This window comes from Bordetella sputigena, assembly GCF_965137885.1.
Lineage (GTDB): Bacteria > Pseudomonadota > Gammaproteobacteria > Burkholderiales > Burkholderiaceae_B > Bordetella_C > Bordetella_C sputigena.
In genome coordinates, this window is record NZ_CBCSCA010000020.1 from 54,241 (window position 1) to 72,087 (window position 17,847).

Below are 17,847 nucleotides of genomic sequence, written 5' to 3' on the forward strand. Positions count from 1 at the left end.
GGGAGGCCATGGTGCAACCCATCGATGATCCTGGATCGATCGCGGCGATATCGCCGCATCTGGACGACGCGGTTGCCGGCTGCGGCGCCGTGCTGGCAGGCGCGCCCGGCAGCACCGTCATCACCGTGTTCGCCGGGGTGCCGGACGCGTCGGCGCCGCTGACGGACTGGGACCGCCGCTGCGGTTTCGGCGACGGCACCTCGGCCATGAAGTGGCGCCTGGCGGAGGACGACAAGGCCCTGCATCTGCTCAAGGCCCATCCCGTGCGGATGCCTTTCCTGGATGACCAGTACCTGCGCGCCATGGCGCGCGCCACGCCCAAGGTGGATAAGGTGGCGCAAGCCCTGGACACCGCGCTGGAGAAAGCCGGCGCCCGCACGGTGCTGTTTCCGCTGGGCCTCTTCCATTCCGACCACACGCTGGTGTCCGACGCCGTCCTGCACATGTTCACCGCCCGGCCCGCCCGGCGCTGGATCGCCTACGAAGACGCGCTGTACCGCACCAAGCCGGGGCTGCTCCACGCCAGGCTGGTGCAGTTCTATACCCGCGGCATCAGTTTGACGCCCGTGGCGTTCGCCAATACGAACGCGCACCGCAAGGCGACCGCCATGTCGGCCTATGGCAGCCAGATGCCGGAACTGGGCATCACGCGCAACGAAGGCGACACGACGGCGCCCGAGCGGTATTGGCTATTGAGCGAATCGATCAAGCAGGCCCCCGAATCCGTAGGGGCGGCAGGGGGAAACCCAGGTACCGGGCAGCCGACCGGGGAGCGGCCAGCCGAGGGGCAGCGCACCAGCGCTGGCCCGGCGCGGCCGGCCACGACACCGCCACGGCCATGAACGCAACATCCTCCCGCGTGTCCATCGTCGTCCTGACGTACGAGCGGCGCGAAGAGCTGCTCGGCAACTTGGGCCGATTGCTCCGGCGGCACCCCGGCATTCCGGTCATCGTGGTGGACAACGGCTCGCGCGATGGCACCGCGGATGCCGTGACCGCGGCGTTTCCCTCCGTGACACTGGTGCGAGCGCCCGGCAACCTGGGCGCCGCCGGCCGCAATCTTGGCGTCGCGGCCGCCACCACGCCCTATGTCGCCTTCTGCGATGACGACACCTGCTGGGAAAGCGGCGCCCTGGCGGAAGCCGAGCGCCTGCTCGACGCCGCGCCGCGCGCCGGCATTATCAGCGCCTGCGTGCGCGTCGGCCCTGAAGGCAGACCGGACCCGACGTGCGAGATCATGGCGCGCAGCCCGCTGGGTCCGGGTCCCCTGGGTACCATGCGTCTGCTGGGCTTCATGGCCGGCGCCTGTATCGTCAGGCGCCAGGCCTATCTGCAGGCCGGCGGCTACGAGCCTCGCTACTTCATCGGCGGCGAAGAAGCGCTGCTGACGCTGGACCTCGCGACGCTGGGATGGGACATGCTCTATGCCGGGCATATTGCTACGTGGCATCACCCATCGCCCAACCGTGACCGGCCGGGCCGGGTGCGCCTGCTCAGCCGCAACGCCATCTGGACGGCGTGGCTGCGCCTGCCCGCGCGTGCCGCCTTGGCCGAAACGCGCGCCGTGCTGCGCGCCTGCCGCCCGCGTGGCGAGGCCTTCCGCGTGCTGCGCGCGGCGCTGGCCGGCACGCCCTGGATCCTGCGCCGCCGCAAGTGCATACCGGAAGAAGTGGAACGCCAGCGCCGGTTGGTCGCGGGCGGACCGGTAAGCGCTGAGGACGCCGTACTCATCCATGATGCGCAATTCTTGCCAACAGGACGCACGGACGGACAGGCACGGGGCCTGCGCTAAGGCCAGATCCACCACCGCGATATGCCAGGAGCATCCCATGACGACGCAGCGCGACACAGAGCGGCGCCCCGCCGAAAAGGCCGCCACCGACCACAGCGGCGACGCACAAGATCACGCAGTTTTACGTCCCGACACAGGACCCCGTTCAGAGCCACCCGCGCGCTCGCTGCAGAACCGCCCGATCGATCCTAACTCCACGGCGGAAAAGACATTTCCCCCGGGCGTCGACGCGGCCGACGTCAGGGATCCGGGCCGGCAGACCCCCGGAGCGCCGCCCGTGGACAATCGTTCGGGCCAGAAACGTTAGATTCGAAGCGATCCCGGGCACGGTGCTTGCTTTGATGCCGCGCCGCGCCATTGCGGCCCCCCGTGAACCAGGAGAATAGTATGAATAAGGCGGAAATCCCTCTCGCGCAACGCGATGCCCTGACCCTGATGCTGGACGATCACGCCACGATCAAGAAGCTCTTCAAGGACTTCGGGAAAACGGCCGATCCGGAAATCCGCGAGTCGATCGCCCACGAAGCCTGCATGACTCTGACCGTCCTGGCTCAGATCGAAGAAGAATTGTTCTATCCCTACGTCCGTGCTCAGAATCCGGCCGCCTTCGGCCGCCTGCTGGACAAGGCCGTCGTCGAACACGGCGTGGCACGCAACCTGATCGCGCAGATCCAGGGCATGACCAGCGACGATCCGTTGTTCCACGCCCGCGTATCAGTGCTGGGCGACTACATCAGCCACCACATCGAAGAAGAGGAAGGCGAACTCTTTCCCAAGCTGGTGGTGTTGAACGTCGACCTGCGCGGCATTGCCAAGAAAATGCAGCAACGCAAGGAAGAAATCGCCACCGTGGCACATCTAGCCTGACCACACGTCGGCGGGGATCGGAATGCAATGAAGATCTTGACGAAGGAAACCCCCCACTCCCGGGCGACGCTATGGCTGGCGCCCACCATGCAGGGGGGCTTCCGCTGGGAAGTCGAAGTCGTCGACACGGGTAAGACGACGGTGCCCCAGGTGATTCAATCCCAGTTCGTATTCCGTACGCCCACCGATGCCGCGTTGGACGGTATCCGCGCCCTGGAAGAGATGGCCGTGCCGCCGTAAAGGCACGCGGCGGCTCTGGTGAAGAATGAAGCGCGCCGCTGAAACGGCGCGCTTTTTTTGCTTTGGGCCGCCTCAAAGGGAAATAAAGCCCCCTTTTGGGGGCAGCGAGCCGGCTTACCGGCGCGGCGTGAGGTCGTCGCCGGCATGCACTAGGGCCGAGGAGCGCCTTTGTCCCCCGGCAACAGGGTAGGCGGCGCTTCGCGCGATGCCGGCGATACGGTGCCCGGCATGGCGGAATCGGCGCCGGGCGCGCGCGCTTCCGGGCTTGCCTTGCCGCTGGCCGCGAGGCTCTTGCGCAGCGCCATGCCGGCGTCCAGATGCGCCTTCAGGTTGGGCAAGGTCTGCTGCGCGAAGGCCTTGATCTCCGGATCCTTGCCGTGTTCGGCGGCATCGACGAACAGCCCGACCGCTTCCTGATGCGCGGCGACAGCGATGTCGTCGGCGTATTGCCGGTCGAAACTGGCGCCGGTCCGCGCCTGCAGGGAATCCATGACGGCCTGCTGACGGGTCGACAGGCCGGACGGCAAGGCGACATTCCGGGACGCCGCCAGCGCCTGGAGCTGCTTCGCTACGTCGGCGTGCTCCCGCAGCATCGTGCGCGCGTAGCCCTTGACCTCATCATGTTCGGCCTTGCGCAGCGCCAGCTGACTGGCGGCGATTTCGAACGCGCCGGCCTGCGCCGCGCTCGCCATGAAGGCCGCATCGCCACGATCCGATTCCTGGGCATGGACGCCGCCGTTCCATGCCATGAAGCACATTGACAAGCTGATGGCCGGTAACCAGTATTTCACGGCTGTCTCCTTCGACGCCCAAGGCTGGACGACGCGCGCAACCCGTGTGCCCATCCAGGGGCATCGCGCTGAACCACCGTTGCGGTTCTACGCCCGGCGCCAGGAAGGCTGAACGGGAGGATGAACGTCACGTCGCGCGGCGTGGCGCGGCAAAGGCCATGAAACAGAGATTGCTTAGTTGAACAGGCTGCCTGCCTGTTTGAGCAGCTCGCTCTTGTACAGCATGCCCACCACCTGGCGTCCTTCTCGATCGCTCAACACGGGAGTGCGTTCGGCGGGCGACTCGACCACCGTCTGCCATACGTCCAATAGCCGTTGATCGGCATAGACAACCGGAAAGTCCATGGTCGCCATGCGCGCCAGCGTGGCCTCGCGGCCTTCGCCCGCATTGACCCGTGCCATCAGGTCATTCACCCAGACCGCGCCGGCGAAGCGCCCGGCCTCATCGACCAGGAAGACGAACCGGTTGCGCTGCGCCAGGCCGATCCGCAATGCCTCGTCCAGCGACGCCGATAGCGGGGCGACCAGCCCGACGGGGCGCATCACGCCCCTTGCCGTCGCGTCCACCAGCAGGGTGCGCCGCAGATCGCGCGCGCGATGCCGCGCGATGACTTCGTAGGTGCCCGTCAGGCGGAACAGCATGGAAACGGCATAGGCCGCCACCGTCGCGATCATCAGCGGGAAGACGAAGGTAGGCTCGCTCGTCATCTCGAAAACCATCAGGGTAGACATCAGCGGCGCCTGCGTCGTGGCGGCGAGCGAGGCCGCCATGCCCAGCACGCCCAGCAGCACGACGCCGTCCTGGATGCCGAAGACCTGCGCGGCCAGGGGCGCGCAGACGGCGCCGGTCAAGGCGCCGATCAAGAGCGACGGCGTGAACAAGCCGCCGATGGCGCCCGACCCCACCGTGGCCGCGGTGGCGATCACCTTCAATACCAGCAGTATCAGGAGCGGCGTGGCCATCGCGTGGCCATCCAGCAGCCGGGCGATGGGCGCGAAACCGTTGCCGGTGACGTCCGGCGCGGCCAGCGTAATGATGCCCACCAGCAGGCCGCCCAGGCTCATGCGCCAGGCCAACGAAGAAAAGAGGTGCGCGAACAGCTTGCGTGCCAGCCGCATGCACCAGAGAAATGCGGAGCCGACCGCGCCTGCCGTCAGCCCCAGCGCGACCACGGCCAGCACGGCGCTGCCCGTCACGTCGAAGGCATAGGCCGGCAAGTCATACAAGGGATTGAACTGGCCCAGCATGCTGGTCAGCCAGGCCGAGGCGACCGCGGCGGTGAACAGGTAGCCGATGCGTCGCAATTCGAGCGAACCGAAGGCGATCTCGGCGACGAAGATGGCCGCGGCCAGGGGCGTGTGATACACGGCGGTAAGGCCGCCGGTGGCCGCCATCGCCACCGCCAGCCGGAAATCGGCGCCGCGCAGGCCGGGCAGCACGCGCTTGCAAAAGGCGGAGCCTAAGGTGGCCGACAACTGCACCATGGCCCCCTCCTTGCCGATGGAGCCGCCGGACACGATGGAGAAGAACGAGGACAGGCAGCGCAACACCGAAGGCAGCACCGGAATGCTGGCCATCTTGCCATCGATGGTTTCCAGGTATTCGGACACGACGCCAGCGCGCTTTTCGCGCCGCTGCGCCTGCACCAGGATAAGCGCGGCGATGGCGCCGCCCAGCGTCGGCAAGGCGACGCGCGCGTACCAGGGCAGGCCGGCGAAGACCTCCGTGATGTCGGCGGTGGAGTCGAACAAGCGCTCCGTCGCGTGGTCCAGGCTCCAGCGAAAGGCGTGCGCGGCCAGCGCGCCGAGCAGGCCGGTCACGATGGCCAGCGCGATGCCGCGCAGATAGTCGGCGACGGATCGTTCATCCCTGTCCAGGCTGCTCAAGACCGGCTCCTCAATACGGTGCGGAAGGCCTTCATCATGGGCGACCAGACCGCCCGGCGCCGGCTCAATAGCGAGATATCGCGCTTCAGCGGCAGCGCGGCATCCAGCGGCAAGGCCGCCACGCCGGTGTCGCCGGCATCCTCCAGCAGGGAGTCGGGCGCCACGGTCAGCAAATCGGTGCCGGCGACCAGTTTCAGGGCGCCCGCTGAAATGAAGTCGACCTCCAGCGCGGCGCGCGGCAAGGGCTGGTCGGCGCGCGCGAAAGATGCATCCAGGCGCTGGCGCGCCACCGACGTACGCTTGGGAAGTATCCAGCGCTGGTCGGCAAGATCCACCAGGCCCAGCGCCGATCGTTTGAATAGCGGATTGCGGCGGCTGGCGACCAGGCGCAGCAAATCGTGGCCCATGGCGTCCTGGCGCAGCACGCCGCCGCGGGCGCCGTCGGCCGGCGCGACGGCCAGGTCCAGGTCGCCGCGCTCGACCAGATCCGGCAGTTCATCGGATAGCCCCAGCGTCAGGACGACGCGCAACGCCGGCTGCTTCGGCAGCAGCACTTGCAGCGCCGGCATCACGACCGTGTCCATGGTGGCGGCGGTGGCGCCCAGCCGCAATAGCCCGCCGCCGCCGCTGCGCAGCCCCTGCGCATGCCGCACGGCGTCCTCGTACTGATTGACCACCTTGCGCGCATGCTCGGCGAAAGCCAGTCCCGCGGACGTGGGCCGGATGGCGCGGCCCGCCCGGTCGAACAGCGCGAGGCCGGTTTCATCCTCCAGGCGCTTGAGCGATTTGGACAAGGCAGGCTGGGTGACGGCGCAGGCGGACGCCGCGCGCCCCAGATGGCCGTGGGCGACTACCGCCAGAAAATACGAGAGATCCCGGAGCGAAAGATCCATGAATTTCAGTTATGTGATTCATAACCATCAGGAATCCGGAGTGTAGCGCGGCGTTGAACGCCGGTCCATTCGGCCGCGGCGCCTGGGGTACGTCTGCGTTGAGTCCAGGACGGGCCTGGTGTGAACCTGCGCCTGGGATGGGCCTGGACCCGGGATGAGCCCGGACCCGGGATGGGCGTGGGAGGGGCGTGGGATGGGCGCGGCGAGCCGTCGTTGCCACTAGAATCGCCGCATGAACGATGATGTGCACGTCCTCCACGCCGTGACGCTGGCGCCAGCGGATTGGCGCTTCCAGGCCGGCGCGGACGAAGCGCTGGTCGCGGCGGCCGCGCGCGCCGGTATCCGGCTGCCGGCGTCCTGCCGCAACGGCACCTGCCGCACCTGCATGTGCTTTCTGGTCGAGGGGGAAGTCGCCTATCCCGGCGGTAGGCCGGGCCTGACGGCGGAAGAAATGTCGGAGGGCTGGATACTGCCCTGCGTGGGCAGGGCGCGCGGCGACCTGCGTATCGAGGTGCCCGATGCCGAGCGCATGGAACCCGCCGCCCCGCGCCCCATCATGATCGGGCCGCGGCGTTGAACCCACGCCACGGCTGATCAGCCCGCCGCGATGCGGTAGTGGCTTTCATTGAATTCGACGGAGGCCTTGCCGTCCACCGCGCTTTCATCTTGCTGAACGACCGTCGTCACGCGCGCGGCGCGCGACTCGGTTCGCGGCAGGACGCGCGCCGGTTCCGAAGCCACGCTTTGCGGGAGCGCCTGATTGGAAACACCAAGCAGAGTCAATTCCGCGCCGATCAATCCTTTGAAAAACTCATTCATTACCGCTGCTCCTTATCCTTGCCTACCGGCGCGAAGCTGCCCGGTACCTATGGATCGACAGCTTAGGTGAAGCCGGGTTCCCACGAAAGGCAAATACTTCTATGGCATCGATTAAACGCTGCTATGCCCAGCCATCGGCACGACCGCGAAACGCCGGTACCGCGGACCCACGCCAGCGGCTAGACTAGCGCCAGCCCACGTCGCGCGCGATCCGCCCTATGCGCGACGGCGGCTGCCAACCGGCGCCGTGCGCACCGCCAGCCGATACAGGCAAACGCCGGCACAGGCGTCGAAAACAAAACAATCCGGAGAAGACACATGGGATCGACCTTGAAAGCGGCTGCCGCCGCGCTGGCGCTATGCGCCGCTACCCTCTGCCACGCGCAGGACAACTGGCCCGCCAAACCCATCACGATGATCGTGCCCTTCCCTCCAGGCGGGGTCGCCGATACCGTGGCACGCCCCGTCGCCGACGCCATGAGCCGCACGCTGAAGCAGACCGTGGTGGTGGAGAACCGCGCCGGCGCCGGCGGCGGATTGGGCATGGGCGTGGTGGCGCGCGCCGAACCGGACGGCTACACGGTACTGATGGCGCTGTCTTCCATTTCCATCATCCCCGAGGCCGACCGCATACTGGGCCGCTCGCCGATGTACCAGCTGCGCCAGTTCAAGCCTGTCGCGCGTTTCACCGCGGATCCCACCGTACTGGTGGTGCGTGCCGACAGCCCGTGGAAGACCGCGCGCGAGTTCATCGACGATCTGCGCCGGCCCGACGCCACGCCCGTCAGCTACGGATCGTCGGGCAACTACGGCACCATGCACGTGCCAATGGAAATGCTGCGCAGCGCCGCGGACATCAAGGTGCTGCACGTGCCCTACGGCGGCGCCGGTCCCGCCATCGTCGCGCTACTGGGTGGCCAGGTACAGGCGGTATCGACCGGGCCCGCTTCGGTCCTGCAATACATCCAGGCAGGCAAGGTCAGGGCCCTGGCCACGTGGGGCGACACGCGTCTGGCGGCGCTGCCCGATGTGCCCACGCTGAAGGAGCTGGGCTATGACGTCACGTTCGCGCAGTGGTCGGGGCTGTTCGTGCCGGCGGCCACTCCGGAACCCATCGTCGGCAAACTGCGCGCGGCGGCCGAAGCGGCGGCGAAGGACGCGAAGGTGCGGGATACCATCCAGCAGGCGGGCAGCCCGGTGTTGTACCTGGATGCCCCGCAGTTCCAGCAATACTGGGACGCCGACGCCGCGAAGATGACCGAAGCGGTCCGCAAGATCGGCAAGGTGGAATAGCGGCGCGCGAGGCGACCGGCCGGCGCGGTCGATCACGCGCCGGACGGCTCGCTGTCAGCTCACTGAATAGCCCCGCCCCGTCATGCAGGCGGACATCGCGCGGTTATAGGAATCCACCATCACACCGGTGGTCCATTGGTTGGGGTGTACCGGATCGTAGCCGCTCTGGTTCATCGCCCAACCCTGGCATTCGCTGCGGTCGCGCGTCTGCTGGGCCTGGCTCTGTCCGCGTGCGGGGTAGGCGATCAGGCTGCTGGGCGGCGCGGGCGGCGGCGTGTAGACCGGCGGCGGCGGCGGGGAATAGACCACGGGCGGGGCCGCATAGACCGGCGCGGAATAGACGGGCGCGGTATAGACGACGGGTGGCGCCGCATACACGGGCGCCGCATATACCGGTGCGGTATATACGACCGCGGGACGCGAGTTCGCGGCGATAATGGCGCCGGCGGCGCCCAGCGCGAGCGCGCCGCCCACCCACCAGCCCGCCGACGAACCGCGCCAGCCGCCATGGTAATAACCATATCCATGGGCCATGGCGGGCGACGAAACGCCGGCGGCCGTCGCCAGCGCCAAGGCCGCGACGGCAGTTCGCAAAGTCAAGATCTTCATCTGTTGCTCCATATCCCCCGCGCGCGATGCGGCGGCGGAAATACGATCGCTACTCTACCCACTTCGACTCGCTCGTGGCGAGCAAATTCCATGCGGACGGCGTCCACCCGGTTTCAGGGCGTTTCCGATGTTGGCGGGCGGGCATGGACGTTTAAATTTAATCCGGGTAAAATTAGTTGGTGGCCTTGCACTCTCCCTGGGCTCCACACGCTCCGCCGGTTTTCTTGCAGCTCGCGGATTTCCGATTCCTTCCTGCAGAAGCGGCCGTCGCCGCTCCGATCGACCATGACGCTTACCGTCCATACCCCATGCACCGCCTTCGCCGGACACCGGCGGCTGGCGGCGGGCCCGCTCGCCGACGTCGCGCTGGCCGTCAAGGCGGCGCTCGAAGAGGCCGCCCTGCAACATGCCAATGTACTGACCTTCGACGACACGACCGGACGCGTGGTCGATATCGACACGCGCGGCACGCGCGACGATGTGCTGGAACGGCTGGCGCGTGCCCACGCCGCCATGGAAGCCGCCACGGCCTCGGGCGCCGCCGCGTCGCGGCCCCAGGCCCAGGCCGGCGCGCGGAAGGCTACCGCGCCAGGCGCACCCGCGGCGGGAGTATCCGCGCCGGGGGCATCCGCGCCGGGGGCATCCACGCCGGGGGCATCCACGCCGGACGCCGCGGCGCCGCGCGGGCGCGGGCGCGGGCGGCCGCGGCTCGGCGTGATCGCGCGCGAGGTCACCCTGTTGCCGCGCCATTGGGAGTGGCTGAACGCCCAGCCCGGCGGCGCATCCGTCGCCTTGCGCAAGCTGGTCGAAGCGGGCATGCGCGATCATGGCTTGCGCGAGCGCGACAGGCGCGAAGCGGCCTATCGATTCATGTCGGCCATGGCCGGCGACATGGCGGGTTTCGAGGAAGCCACGCGCGCCCTGTTCGCGGGCGATGCACCGGCCATGACGAAATGCATGGCATCCTGGCCCGCCGATGTCCGCGAGCACGCCCTGCGCCTGGCCCGCGGCGGATAAGCGCTGGCAGCGCTCGGGCGAAGCCGCCGGTAAGCGCAAAGGGTTAAGCGCCAAGCCAAAAGCATCAAAGAAACAAAGCAACGAAGCGATAAAGCGATAAAGCGATGAGCAACTGGAGAGTCGATGAGTTCTTCCCACGATAACGTCAGCATGGCGCTGTTCTGCGATTTCGAGAACGTGGCGCTGGGGGTACGCGAGCTGGCCCCCGCCGCCAGCCATGAAAAATTCGATATCCGCCTGGTGCTGGAACGCCTGCTGCTCAAAGGCAGCATCGTTATCAAGAAGGCGTATTGCGACTGGGACCGCTACAAGTCGTTCAAGGCCGCCATGCACGAGGCGAATTTCGAGCTGATCGAAATCCCCCACGTACGGCAATCGGGCAAGAATTCCGCCGATATACGCCTGGTGGTGGACGCGCTGGACCTTTGCTATACCAAGTCGCACGTCGACACTTTCGTGATCATCAGCGGCGACGCCGACTTTTCTCCGCTGGTGTCGAAGCTGCGCGAAAACGCCAAGCATGTGATCGGGGTCGGCGTGAAGCATTCCACCTCGGACCTGCTGATCGCCAACTGCGACGAGTTCATCTTCTATGACGACCTGGTGCGCGAAAGCGCCCGTACGTCGTCGCGTGGCGTCGCGCGCGAAAGCGCGGGCGGGCGGCGCGGCGGCGACGACCGGCGCCGCAAGGAAGACACCGAGGCACGCAAGACGCAGGCCATCGACATCGCGGTAGAGACCTTCGAAGCGCTGATGGCCGAACGCGGCGATACCGGCAAGATCTGGGCTTCGGCGCTGAAGGACGCCATCAAGCGCCGCAAGCCGGATTTCAACGAGTCGTACTACGGCTTCCGGGCTTTCGGCAATCTGCTGGAAGAAGCGCAATCGCGCGGACTGCTGGACGTGGGGCGGGATGAGAAGTCCGGCACCTACGTTTATCGCGCCAGCATCGCGGGCCAAGGCCCCCGAGGGCTGGCGGAGGCCGCGGTGAACGAAGGCAGGTTCGCGGCGACGTCCGCATCGGCCACGTCCGCCGCCACGCCATCGGCGGCGGCCGCGGAAGCCGAGGCGCCGGTGCTGCGCGATAAGCCCACGCGGTCCAGCCGGCGGCGCACGCGCACGACCGCGGCGGCCGACAGGAGCGTCGCCGATAGGGACGCGACGCCGCACGACCCCATGGAGGAGTCCGCGCACGAGTCCACGCGTGCATCCATGGAGGAGTCCACGCGCGAGCCCACGCAGGAACCTATGCGGGAGCCCTCGCGGGAGCCCATGCCGGCGGCCGCGCAAGCGCCCGGGCTGGAGCCCTCACAACAGTCGCCGCGGGAGCCGGCGCAACGGCCCGCGCGACGAAGGCCCGCGCGCGCATCCTCGCGAACCGCCGCTCGCGAGCCCGTGCAGGAGCCCTTGCAAGCGCCCCTGCAGGAACCCTTGCCGCTACCTGCCGCGGAAGCATCGGAGCCCGCCGCCAACGCGTCATCCGGCGGTGTGACGCCTGACGACGCACCCGGGCCCAAGGCCAGGGCTCCCCGCAAAACCGCCGCCCGGCCGCGGCGCGCGCGCAAGACGACGCCCTCCACGAGCGAAACCTGAGCTAGACTGCCGCTTGGCCCATCCAGCCGGATGGGATCTTCCCAAGACGGCTTCTCCCAGGTGATACCCATGAAGAAACCCGCAAGCAATACCAAGAACTCGGCGAAGAAAAGCAGCCTAGAGAAGCGCCGCCTGGCGCCTCTGGCCACGCCGTCGGACATCTCCTCCGACGGTACCCGCGATATCGCCGGCGCCATGAACCGCCTGCTGGCGGATGTGTTCGCGCTGTATCTGAAGACCAAGAACTTCCACTGGCACGTCAGCGGCCCGCACTTCCGCGACTATCACCTGCTGCTGGATGAACAGGCCACCGAAATCTTCGCCATGACCGATCCGATCGCGGAGCGCATCCGCAAGCTGGGCGGCTCCACGCTGAAGTCCATCGGCCATATCGCCCGCACCCAGCGCCTGCTGGACAACGATGCCGAGTATGTGCAGCCGCTGGACATGCTGGCCGAACTGCAGGACGACAACAAGAACCTGACCAGCTTCATGCGCGAAGTGCATGATCTGTGCGACGAGCACCGCGACATCGCCACCGCCAGCCTGATCGAGAACTGGATCGACGAGACCGAACAGCGCACCTGGTTCCTGTTCGAGACCAGCCGCCGCGGCGACGGCACCGGTCACTGAGCATACGGGTCCGGCGACCCGGCGGCGACGCGGCGGGCCGGTTCGATCCCGAGGACGAACCCGCGCCGGCGCGCCAGCCGGCCTCATTCGCCGCCGTCGTCCTCCAACGCCCGCGCCCGCGCCAGCAACATGTCGCGGTCGCGGGCGTTGCGCGTCAGGGCGGCGGCTTGCTCGAAGGCCGCGCGCGCCAGCGCCTTGCGGCCCAGCCTGGCGAGCAGATCGCCGCGCACGCTGGACAGCCACGGATACGTTTGCAAGGCGGGATCGCCCGCCAGGGCCTCGACCAGCGGCAACGCGGCGGCCGGCCCCAGGGCCATGCCGATCGCGACGGCGCGGTTCAAGGCCACTACCGGCGATGGCGCGCATTGCATCAGGGCGTCATACAGCGACACCACGCGGGTCCAGTCCGTATCGGCCGCCGTCGGCGCGCGGGCGTGGCAGGCGGCCAGCGCCGCCTGCAGCACGTACGGTCCGTACGTGCTGTACGTGCCGTACTGCGCGGAGGACCGGGAAGCCCCCGACGCTTCCGGGGTCCCGGAGGACCCGGCGGCCGCGGGCGCCGGCGGAATCCGCGGAGACCGATGCGCGCTCCCCGCGCACAGCATCTCCGCGCGCGCCAGCGCATCCAGGCCGCCGCGGACCAGTTCGCCATCCCAGCGGCCACGGTCCTGGTCGGCCAGCAACACCGGCGCGCCTTGCGCGTCCACGCGCGCGGGCAGGCGCGAGGCCTGCAGCTCCATCAAGGCCACCAGGCCATGGACTTCGCTTTCGTCGGGCGCCAGGCCCGCCAGCACGCGTCCCAGGCGGATCGCCTCGCGGCATAGCGCCGGCCGCATCCAGTCGTCGCCGGCGGTCGCCGCATAGCCTTCATTGAAAACCAGATAGATCACTTCCAATACCGAAGCCAGCCGTTCGGCGCGCTGATGGGCGGGCGGCACCTCGAAAGGCACGCCGGCCTTGGTCAGCGTGCGCTTGGCGCGCACGATGCGCTGCGCAATGGTGGGCTCGGCAACCAGGAAGGCGCGGGCGATCTCGTCCGTGGTCAAGCCGCACAGGAGCCGCAGCGTCAGCGCCACGCGGGCGTCCCTGGACAGCACCGGATGGCAGGCGATGAAGATCAGGCGCAGCAGATCGTCGCCGATGTCGTCCTGGCGAGCCGCGTCCAGGGCGTCGACGAAGTCCGGCTCCACGCTGGCCTGCAGGGCATCCATGTCGTGGGCCAGCGCTTCATGCTTGCGCGCATGCAAGGCATCCTGGCGCAGACGGTCCAGGGCGCGATGCTTGGCCGTCGTCATCAGCCAGGCGCCGGGATTGTCGGGCACGCCGGTGCGCGGCCAATGCTCCAGCGCCGCCACCAGCGCGTCCTGCGCGTAGTCTTCGGCCAGGCCGACGTCGCGCACCAGCCGCGCGACGCCCGCGATCACCTTGGCGGCCTCCTGGCGCCATACGGTTTCGATGGCGGCCTGATAGTGCACGATGGCCTTACTCGTAGCAGGGCGCGGCGCGGCGGACCTCTACGGTGCACCACGCAGCGGCGGGACACGCGGCGGCGATGGCCAGGGCCTCTTCGCGCGTGTCGCAGTCCAGCAGGAAAAAACCGCCAACCATTTCCTTGGCCTCGGCGAAAGGCCCGTCGGTCAGGCGCTGGCGGCCTTCGCGTATCTGCAGGCGGGTACCTTCGCGGTCGTCCGCCAGCGATTCGCAGGCGAGCAGCTTGCCGCGCGCCTGCAGGTCCGCCGCGAAGCCGCGCATCTGGTCGTAGACCTGGCGGCCTTCGGCTTCCGAGCGCTGGGCGCGCTGGCCGCGCGGCTCGACGATAAGCAGCATGTAGGACATCAGGATCTCCTCCGGACAGACGCGATGGCGTCGGGGCATTGTATCTGCTCGCTCGCGCCGCTCCCGCGGGAAGACGGAAAGCCCTGGTGATGGCGCCCTTCATGCGCCGGCGCGGCGGGCCGGCCGTGCCGCCGTGGCCGCGCGGGCGCTTCGTTAAGGCGGATCAGCGGCCGATATGTCGGCCTATTTCGCCTTTGTTGCGGCACGTTTCCTGCCCACAATAATGCAGGTTCACGCCCGTCCGGGCGGTCCGCCACATGGGTCATGATCATGATACTCAGCCGTATTTCGCGGGATGCGCCCTATCCGCCGCCCTCCCCGCTCATGTCGCGGGGATTCCTGCGCTTGCTCGCCGGACTCGGAGGCTGCGTGCTGGCCGGCGCCGTGCTGGGCTGGCCCGGCGATGCGCGGGCGGATAGCCGGGCCGACGCATCGCCGTCGGGAAACCTGTCGGCGCTGCGGCAAAAGCTGGTGCCGGGCAATGTGCAGCAATGCCGCTCGCTGCTGCAACGCAAGCCGCAACTGGACCCTTATGCGCCGAAATCCTCCAGCGCGTGGGAAGGCTATTGTTCCTGCGTGGGCCAGGCCTATGTGGGCAATATGCCGGACAACGTGGTGCTGGCGTTCGCTTCCGGCAAGCTGCCGCAGGATCGTGGCGATCAGGCCGCGCGCATGCGCGCGGCGGCCGTCAGCCTGGATGCCGCGCGGGCGCGCTGCGCGGCGGGCCGTTGACGCCACGCCGCGGGCCGCGGGGCCCCGGCCGATAGTCCGGCATCGATGCCGCCATGCCGACGGGCCTGGACCAGGCCGGATCAATATGCGGGCCGGCGGTTCGCGCCCAGGCAGGCGCTATTGACGGCCTTCCAGCAACTTCACCAATGCATGCAGGACGCGATTGACGGGCGTGGCGATCGCGCGCTCGCGTCCCTTGCGTTCGATGTACCCGTTCAGGTAATCGATTTCCGTCGCCTTGCCGCGCATCAGATCCTGGGCGGTGGAAGAGAACTGGGTCGGCATGGTGTCGACGATCTTCAGGATGGCCGCCCAGCTGTCGCCGGGGACCTGGACGCCTTCCGCCTGGGCCACGGCCAGGCACTCGTGCACGACGTCGCGCATCACCTGCTGGATGCCTTGCCCTTCGTACAGTTCGCCGTAAGGCATGCGGGCAATTGCCGACAGGGCGTTATAGGCGCAGTTGACGATGAGCTTGGCCCATAGCGCGCCGATGACGTTGTCGGAAATCTCCACCGGCACACCGGCGGCCGCGCATTCGTCGGCAAAGCGGCGGCTGCCGGCCGACGGACCGATGACCAGTTCGCCGCGTCCATGATGCTTGACGTGGCCGGGGCCGGCCATTTCCGTGGCGACGTAGACGACGGCTGGGACGACGGTCCGCGGGATCAGGGCCTGCAGGCGCTCGGCGTTGTCGACGCCGTTCTGCAGGCTCAGCACCAGCGTATCCGCGCCCAGATGGGGCGCCAGCGCGCGCCCCGCGCTTTCGGTGTCGGCGGATTTGACGCAGAAAAGCACGATGTCGGCGCCCTCCGCCATATCGGGACCGGTGCCGGCCCGCATGGGGACGTGTTCCTGGAAAGTCCTGGCTTCCAGGAACAGGCCCTGGGCGCGGACGGCTTCGACATGCGCCGGCCGGCCGATCAGCGCGACGTCGTGCCCCGCGCGGGCCAGCATGGCCCCGAAGTAACAGCCGACCGCGCCGGCTCCCATGACCGCGACTTTCATGCTTTATCTCCTTTGATGCCAGCCGCCCGCCAGGGCGAAATCCACGCCATGCCGGCCAGCGGCGGCGCGGGACCGTTGCTTGCAAACGCGACGCCGATCGCGATCGCGCCGCGCCCGCGCCACTGTCGCCGTAGCTGCCGTGCCGTGCAACGCCGCGTCGTGCCGTGATGCCGTGATGGTAGATACTAACCGTCTTTGATCAACGCAGTCCCGCGCGGCCGGTCGGCCTTGCCTGCCTATCGCCGCCCGCTGCATGGAGGTCCATCGTTGCCCGTCGATCCACGCCTAACATCCTTGCGCCGCATGAAGACCTGGGCCCTGGCGTCGCTGCTCGCGACGCTGGCCGGCGTGGCGCTCAGCTACGCCATGGGCGGCCAGGGCATCTGGACCTGGGTGCGCGCCTTCTGTGAAGCGGCGACGATAGGCGCGCTGGCCGACTGGTTCGCCGTGGTGGCGTTGTTTCGCCGTCCGCTGGGGCTGCCGATCCCGCACACCGCCATCATTCCATCCAACAAGGCGCGCATCGCCGACAATCTGTCGGTCTTCGTGCGGGATCACTTCCTCGACCCCGTGTCGCTGCTGGAGCGGCTGCGCGTGTTCGACCCGGCGACACGGCTGGGGCAGTGGCTGAGCGACCCGCGCCAGGCCCGCGTGGTGGCGGCGACGGCGCGGGTCTGGGCGCTGCGCGCCATGGACCTGCTGGACGAGCAGGCGGTGCGCGAAGGCATACACGGCTTCGTGGTGGGCAAGCTGCGCGAATGGAATGCGGCGCAGACCGCGGGCGAGCTGTTCGATCTGCTGGCGCGCGACGGACGCCATCACGCGCTGCTGGACGAGGCGCTGAACCGCCTGGCGGCATATCTGCAGGGGGAACAGGTCAAGGACCGCGCATCGGCGCTGATGGTCAAATACGCGCGCAAGGAATGGCCGCGCATGGCCAAGGCCCTGAACCTGGTCAGGCCGGTCGACGATATCGCCGACACGCTGGCCGACCGGCTGGCGCGCGCGCTGCTGGATGAATTGCGCGACGTACTGGCGCAGCCGGATCATCCGCTGCGGCGCGATTACGAAGCCTGGCTGGGCGCTTACGTCGCACGGCTGCGCGACGATCCGCAATTGCAGGCGCAGGTGGAGCAGATCAAGGAACGCATCATTGCCCACGAACAGGTGCGCGCCTATGTGCAAGGCATCTGGGATGAAGTGCGGGAGGCGCTGCGGCGCGATCTTTCCGGCGGCGATTCCGCCCTGGGGCGGCATCTGGAGCAGACGCTGACGGCGCTGGGGCGCAATCTGGCGGCCGAGCCGGCCTTGCGGGATGCCATCAACCAGCATGTGCTGGACGGCGCGGAACGCCTGGCGGCGGGCTTGCGCCAGGGCATCACCGAGCATATCGCGCAGACGGTGCGCAACTGGGATGAGCGCCAGTTCGTCGATGAGCTGGAGTTGAGCATAGGGCGGGATCTGCAGTACATCCGCTTCAACGGCATGCTGGTGGGCGGCTTGATCGGCCTGGCCCTGCATGCGTGCGTCTGGCTGGCGCGGGCGGCGGGCGTCTTCGCCCCCGGATAGGCCGGGGCCGCCGCGCGCGGCTTTGGCGAGCGGGCCATGGCGCTCATCGCACAACGGCCGCGGGCGGCCGGGTGCATCGTGCAAGCCGTGGCGGGACGGAGTCGCGCGGCCACGCAAACCATGGAAGTGTCAGCAAGGCGGCGTTAAGCTGTGGCGGCAGGCCCGACGACATCGGCCGCGCTTTCATCGGCCTGGGCCATGCCGTCGCCACGCAGGCCGGCACGCCAGCCGGCAATTCGCAGGAAACCGCCATGACCCATCCCTGCCC

At 68.3% G+C, this 17,847-nt stretch carries 19 protein-coding genes; 11 read left to right on the top strand and 8 right to left on the bottom strand.

The window, feature by feature from the left end; genetic code table 11:
• Window positions 1-8: 8 nt before the first annotated feature.
• From ACNA0R_RS25950 to ACNA0R_RS25965, 4 genes are all read left to right on the top strand, one after another.
• Window positions 9-842, top strand: a complete 834-nt coding sequence (locus tag ACNA0R_RS25950) for a PIG-L family deacetylase (RefSeq protein WP_415828960.1) — start codon at window positions 9-11, stop codon at window positions 840-842.
• On the top strand, window positions 839-1,792 hold the full coding sequence (locus tag ACNA0R_RS25955) for a glycosyltransferase family 2 protein (RefSeq protein WP_415828961.1): 954 nt from the start codon (window positions 839-841) through the stop codon (window positions 1,790-1,792). Before ACNA0R_RS25950 ends, ACNA0R_RS25955 begins: the two co-directional genes overlap by 4 nt.
• Window positions 1,793-2,179: 387 nt before the next feature.
• Entirely contained in the window at window positions 2,180-2,659 is a 480-nt protein-coding gene (locus ACNA0R_RS25960) for a hemerythrin domain-containing protein (protein ID WP_415828962.1), read from the top strand.
• 27 nt (window positions 2,660-2,686) lie between these two features.
• On the top strand, window positions 2,687-2,899 hold the full coding sequence (locus ACNA0R_RS25965; RefSeq protein ID WP_415828963.1) for a hypothetical protein: 213 nt from the start codon (window positions 2,687-2,689) through the stop codon (window positions 2,897-2,899).
• Window positions 2,900-3,048: 149 nt separating this feature from the next.
• Here ACNA0R_RS25965 and ACNA0R_RS25970 read toward each other — a convergent pair whose 3' ends face one another.
• From ACNA0R_RS25970 to ACNA0R_RS25980, 3 genes are all read right to left on the bottom strand, one after another.
• Complete coding sequence (locus ACNA0R_RS25970; RefSeq protein WP_415828964.1) at window positions 3,049-3,690, bottom strand: DUF4142 domain-containing protein; 642 nt, start codon at window positions 3,688-3,690, stop codon at window positions 3,049-3,051.
• Between the two features lie 174 nt (window positions 3,691-3,864).
• Entirely contained in the window at window positions 3,865-5,577 is a 1,713-nt protein-coding gene (locus tag ACNA0R_RS25975; protein WP_415828965.1) for a chloride channel protein, read from the bottom strand.
• Window positions 5,574-6,470 carry a LysR family transcriptional regulator gene (locus ACNA0R_RS25980; RefSeq protein ID WP_415828966.1) on the bottom strand — a complete coding sequence of 299 codons (897 nt, stop codon included), beginning with the start codon at window positions 6,468-6,470 and terminating at the stop codon, window positions 5,574-5,576. The genes ACNA0R_RS25975 and ACNA0R_RS25980 overlap by 4 nt, the downstream gene beginning before the upstream one ends.
• A gap of 232 nt (window positions 6,471-6,702) precedes the next feature.
• Here ACNA0R_RS25980 and ACNA0R_RS25985 point away from each other — a divergent pair, with 232 nt between their 5' ends.
• The gene (locus tag ACNA0R_RS25985; RefSeq protein WP_415828967.1) at window positions 6,703-7,047 is read left to right on the top strand and encodes a 2Fe-2S iron-sulfur cluster-binding protein; all 345 of its coding nucleotides are present in this window, start codon (window positions 6,703-6,705) and stop codon (window positions 7,045-7,047) included.
• 17 nt (window positions 7,048-7,064) lie between these two features.
• On the opposite strand, the gene ACNA0R_RS25990 is transcribed toward ACNA0R_RS25985, so the two are convergent.
• Complete coding sequence (locus tag ACNA0R_RS25990) at window positions 7,065-7,289, bottom strand: hypothetical protein (RefSeq protein ID WP_415828968.1); 225 nt, start codon at window positions 7,287-7,289, stop codon at window positions 7,065-7,067.
• Between the two features lie 318 nt (window positions 7,290-7,607).
• Here ACNA0R_RS25990 and ACNA0R_RS25995 point away from each other — a divergent pair, with 318 nt between their 5' ends.
• Window positions 7,608-8,582 (top strand): tripartite tricarboxylate transporter substrate binding protein, encoded by a 975-nt coding sequence (locus tag ACNA0R_RS25995; RefSeq protein WP_415828969.1) that lies wholly within the window; start codon window positions 7,608-7,610, stop codon window positions 8,580-8,582.
• A 54-nt stretch (window positions 8,583-8,636) separates the two neighbouring features.
• Here ACNA0R_RS25995 and ACNA0R_RS26000 read toward each other — a convergent pair whose 3' ends face one another.
• Window positions 8,637-9,191, bottom strand: a complete 555-nt coding sequence (locus ACNA0R_RS26000) for a hypothetical protein (RefSeq protein WP_415828970.1) — start codon at window positions 9,189-9,191, stop codon at window positions 8,637-8,639.
• 285 nt (window positions 9,192-9,476) lie between these two features.
• Here ACNA0R_RS26000 and ACNA0R_RS26005 point away from each other — a divergent pair, with 285 nt between their 5' ends.
• From ACNA0R_RS26005 to ACNA0R_RS26015, 3 genes are all read left to right on the top strand, one after another.
• Window positions 9,477-10,208, top strand: coding sequence for a DUF2239 family protein (locus ACNA0R_RS26005; RefSeq protein ID WP_415828971.1), 732 nt, complete (start codon window positions 9,477-9,479; stop codon window positions 10,206-10,208).
• 123 nt (window positions 10,209-10,331) lie between these two features.
• Complete coding sequence (locus ACNA0R_RS26010) at window positions 10,332-11,801, top strand: NYN domain-containing protein (RefSeq protein WP_415828972.1); 1,470 nt, start codon at window positions 10,332-10,334, stop codon at window positions 11,799-11,801.
• A 69-nt stretch (window positions 11,802-11,870) separates the two neighbouring features.
• Window positions 11,871-12,434, top strand: coding sequence for a Dps family protein (locus ACNA0R_RS26015; RefSeq protein WP_415828973.1), 564 nt, complete (start codon window positions 11,871-11,873; stop codon window positions 12,432-12,434).
• An 83-nt stretch (window positions 12,435-12,517) separates the two neighbouring features.
• Here ACNA0R_RS26015 and ACNA0R_RS26020 read toward each other — a convergent pair whose 3' ends face one another.
• Window positions 12,518-13,909 carry an RNA polymerase sigma factor gene (locus tag ACNA0R_RS26020; RefSeq protein WP_415828974.1) on the bottom strand — a complete coding sequence of 464 codons (1,392 nt, stop codon included), beginning with the start codon at window positions 13,907-13,909 and terminating at the stop codon, window positions 12,518-12,520.
• Window positions 13,910-13,916: 7 nt separating this feature from the next.
• Window positions 13,917-14,270: a YciI family protein gene (locus ACNA0R_RS26025; RefSeq protein ID WP_415828975.1), complete on the bottom strand. Its 354-nt coding sequence runs from the start codon at window positions 14,268-14,270 to the stop codon at window positions 13,917-13,919.
• Between the two features lie 270 nt (window positions 14,271-14,540).
• Here ACNA0R_RS26025 and ACNA0R_RS26030 point away from each other — a divergent pair, with 270 nt between their 5' ends.
• Entirely contained in the window at window positions 14,541-15,002 is a 462-nt protein-coding gene (locus tag ACNA0R_RS26030; RefSeq protein WP_415828976.1) for a hypothetical protein, read from the top strand.
• Window positions 15,003-15,119: 117 nt separating this feature from the next.
• Here the strand turns inward: ACNA0R_RS26030 and ACNA0R_RS26035 are convergent, their stop codons facing one another.
• Window positions 15,120-16,010, bottom strand: a complete 891-nt coding sequence (locus ACNA0R_RS26035) for a ketopantoate reductase family protein (RefSeq protein WP_415828977.1) — start codon at window positions 16,008-16,010, stop codon at window positions 15,120-15,122.
• Between the two features lie 303 nt (window positions 16,011-16,313).
• Between ACNA0R_RS26035 and ACNA0R_RS26040 the strand changes: the two genes are divergently transcribed.
• Window positions 16,314-17,579 carry a DUF445 domain-containing protein gene (locus tag ACNA0R_RS26040; RefSeq protein WP_415828978.1) on the top strand — a complete coding sequence of 422 codons (1,266 nt, stop codon included), beginning with the start codon at window positions 16,314-16,316 and terminating at the stop codon, window positions 17,577-17,579.
• Window positions 17,580-17,847 lie beyond the last annotated feature (268 nt).

Excerpts from the sequence above, each read along its gene's own strand:
- ACNA0R_RS25950 (WP_415828960.1), top strand. The coding sequence starts at position 9 with ATGGTGCAACCCATCGATGATCCTGGATCGATCGCGGCGATATCGCCG.
- ACNA0R_RS25955 (WP_415828961.1), top strand. The coding sequence starts at position 839 with ATGAACGCAACATCCTCCCGCGTGTCCATCGTCGTCCTGACGTACGAG.
- ACNA0R_RS25960 (WP_415828962.1), top strand. The coding sequence starts at position 2,180 with ATGAATAAGGCGGAAATCCCTCTCGCGCAACGCGATGCCCTGACCCTG.
- ACNA0R_RS25965 (WP_415828963.1), top strand. The coding sequence starts at position 2,687 with ATGAAGATCTTGACGAAGGAAACCCCCCACTCCCGGGCGACGCTATGG.
- ACNA0R_RS25980 (WP_415828966.1), bottom strand. The coding sequence starts at position 6,470 with ATGGATCTTTCGCTCCGGGATCTCTCGTATTTTCTGGCGGTAGTCGCC.
- ACNA0R_RS25985 (WP_415828967.1), top strand. The coding sequence starts at position 6,703 with ATGAACGATGATGTGCACGTCCTCCACGCCGTGACGCTGGCGCCAGCG.
- ACNA0R_RS25990 (WP_415828968.1), bottom strand. The coding sequence starts at position 7,289 with ATGAATGAGTTTTTCAAAGGATTGATCGGCGCGGAATTGACTCTGCTT.
- ACNA0R_RS25995 (WP_415828969.1), top strand. The coding sequence starts at position 7,608 with ATGGGATCGACCTTGAAAGCGGCTGCCGCCGCGCTGGCGCTATGCGCC.
- ACNA0R_RS26000 (WP_415828970.1), bottom strand. The coding sequence starts at position 9,191 with ATGAAGATCTTGACTTTGCGAACTGCCGTCGCGGCCTTGGCGCTGGCG.
- ACNA0R_RS26005 (WP_415828971.1), top strand. The coding sequence starts at position 9,477 with ATGACGCTTACCGTCCATACCCCATGCACCGCCTTCGCCGGACACCGG.
- ACNA0R_RS26010 (WP_415828972.1), top strand. The coding sequence starts at position 10,332 with ATGAGTTCTTCCCACGATAACGTCAGCATGGCGCTGTTCTGCGATTTC.
- ACNA0R_RS26015 (WP_415828973.1), top strand. The coding sequence starts at position 11,871 with ATGAAGAAACCCGCAAGCAATACCAAGAACTCGGCGAAGAAAAGCAGC.
- ACNA0R_RS26025 (WP_415828975.1), bottom strand. The coding sequence starts at position 14,270 with ATGTCCTACATGCTGCTTATCGTCGAGCCGCGCGGCCAGCGCGCCCAG.
- ACNA0R_RS26030 (WP_415828976.1), top strand. The coding sequence starts at position 14,541 with ATGATACTCAGCCGTATTTCGCGGGATGCGCCCTATCCGCCGCCCTCC.
- ACNA0R_RS26035 (WP_415828977.1), bottom strand. The coding sequence starts at position 16,010 with ATGAAAGTCGCGGTCATGGGAGCCGGCGCGGTCGGCTGTTACTTCGGG.
- ACNA0R_RS26040 (WP_415828978.1), top strand. The coding sequence starts at position 16,314 with ATGAAGACCTGGGCCCTGGCGTCGCTGCTCGCGACGCTGGCCGGCGTG.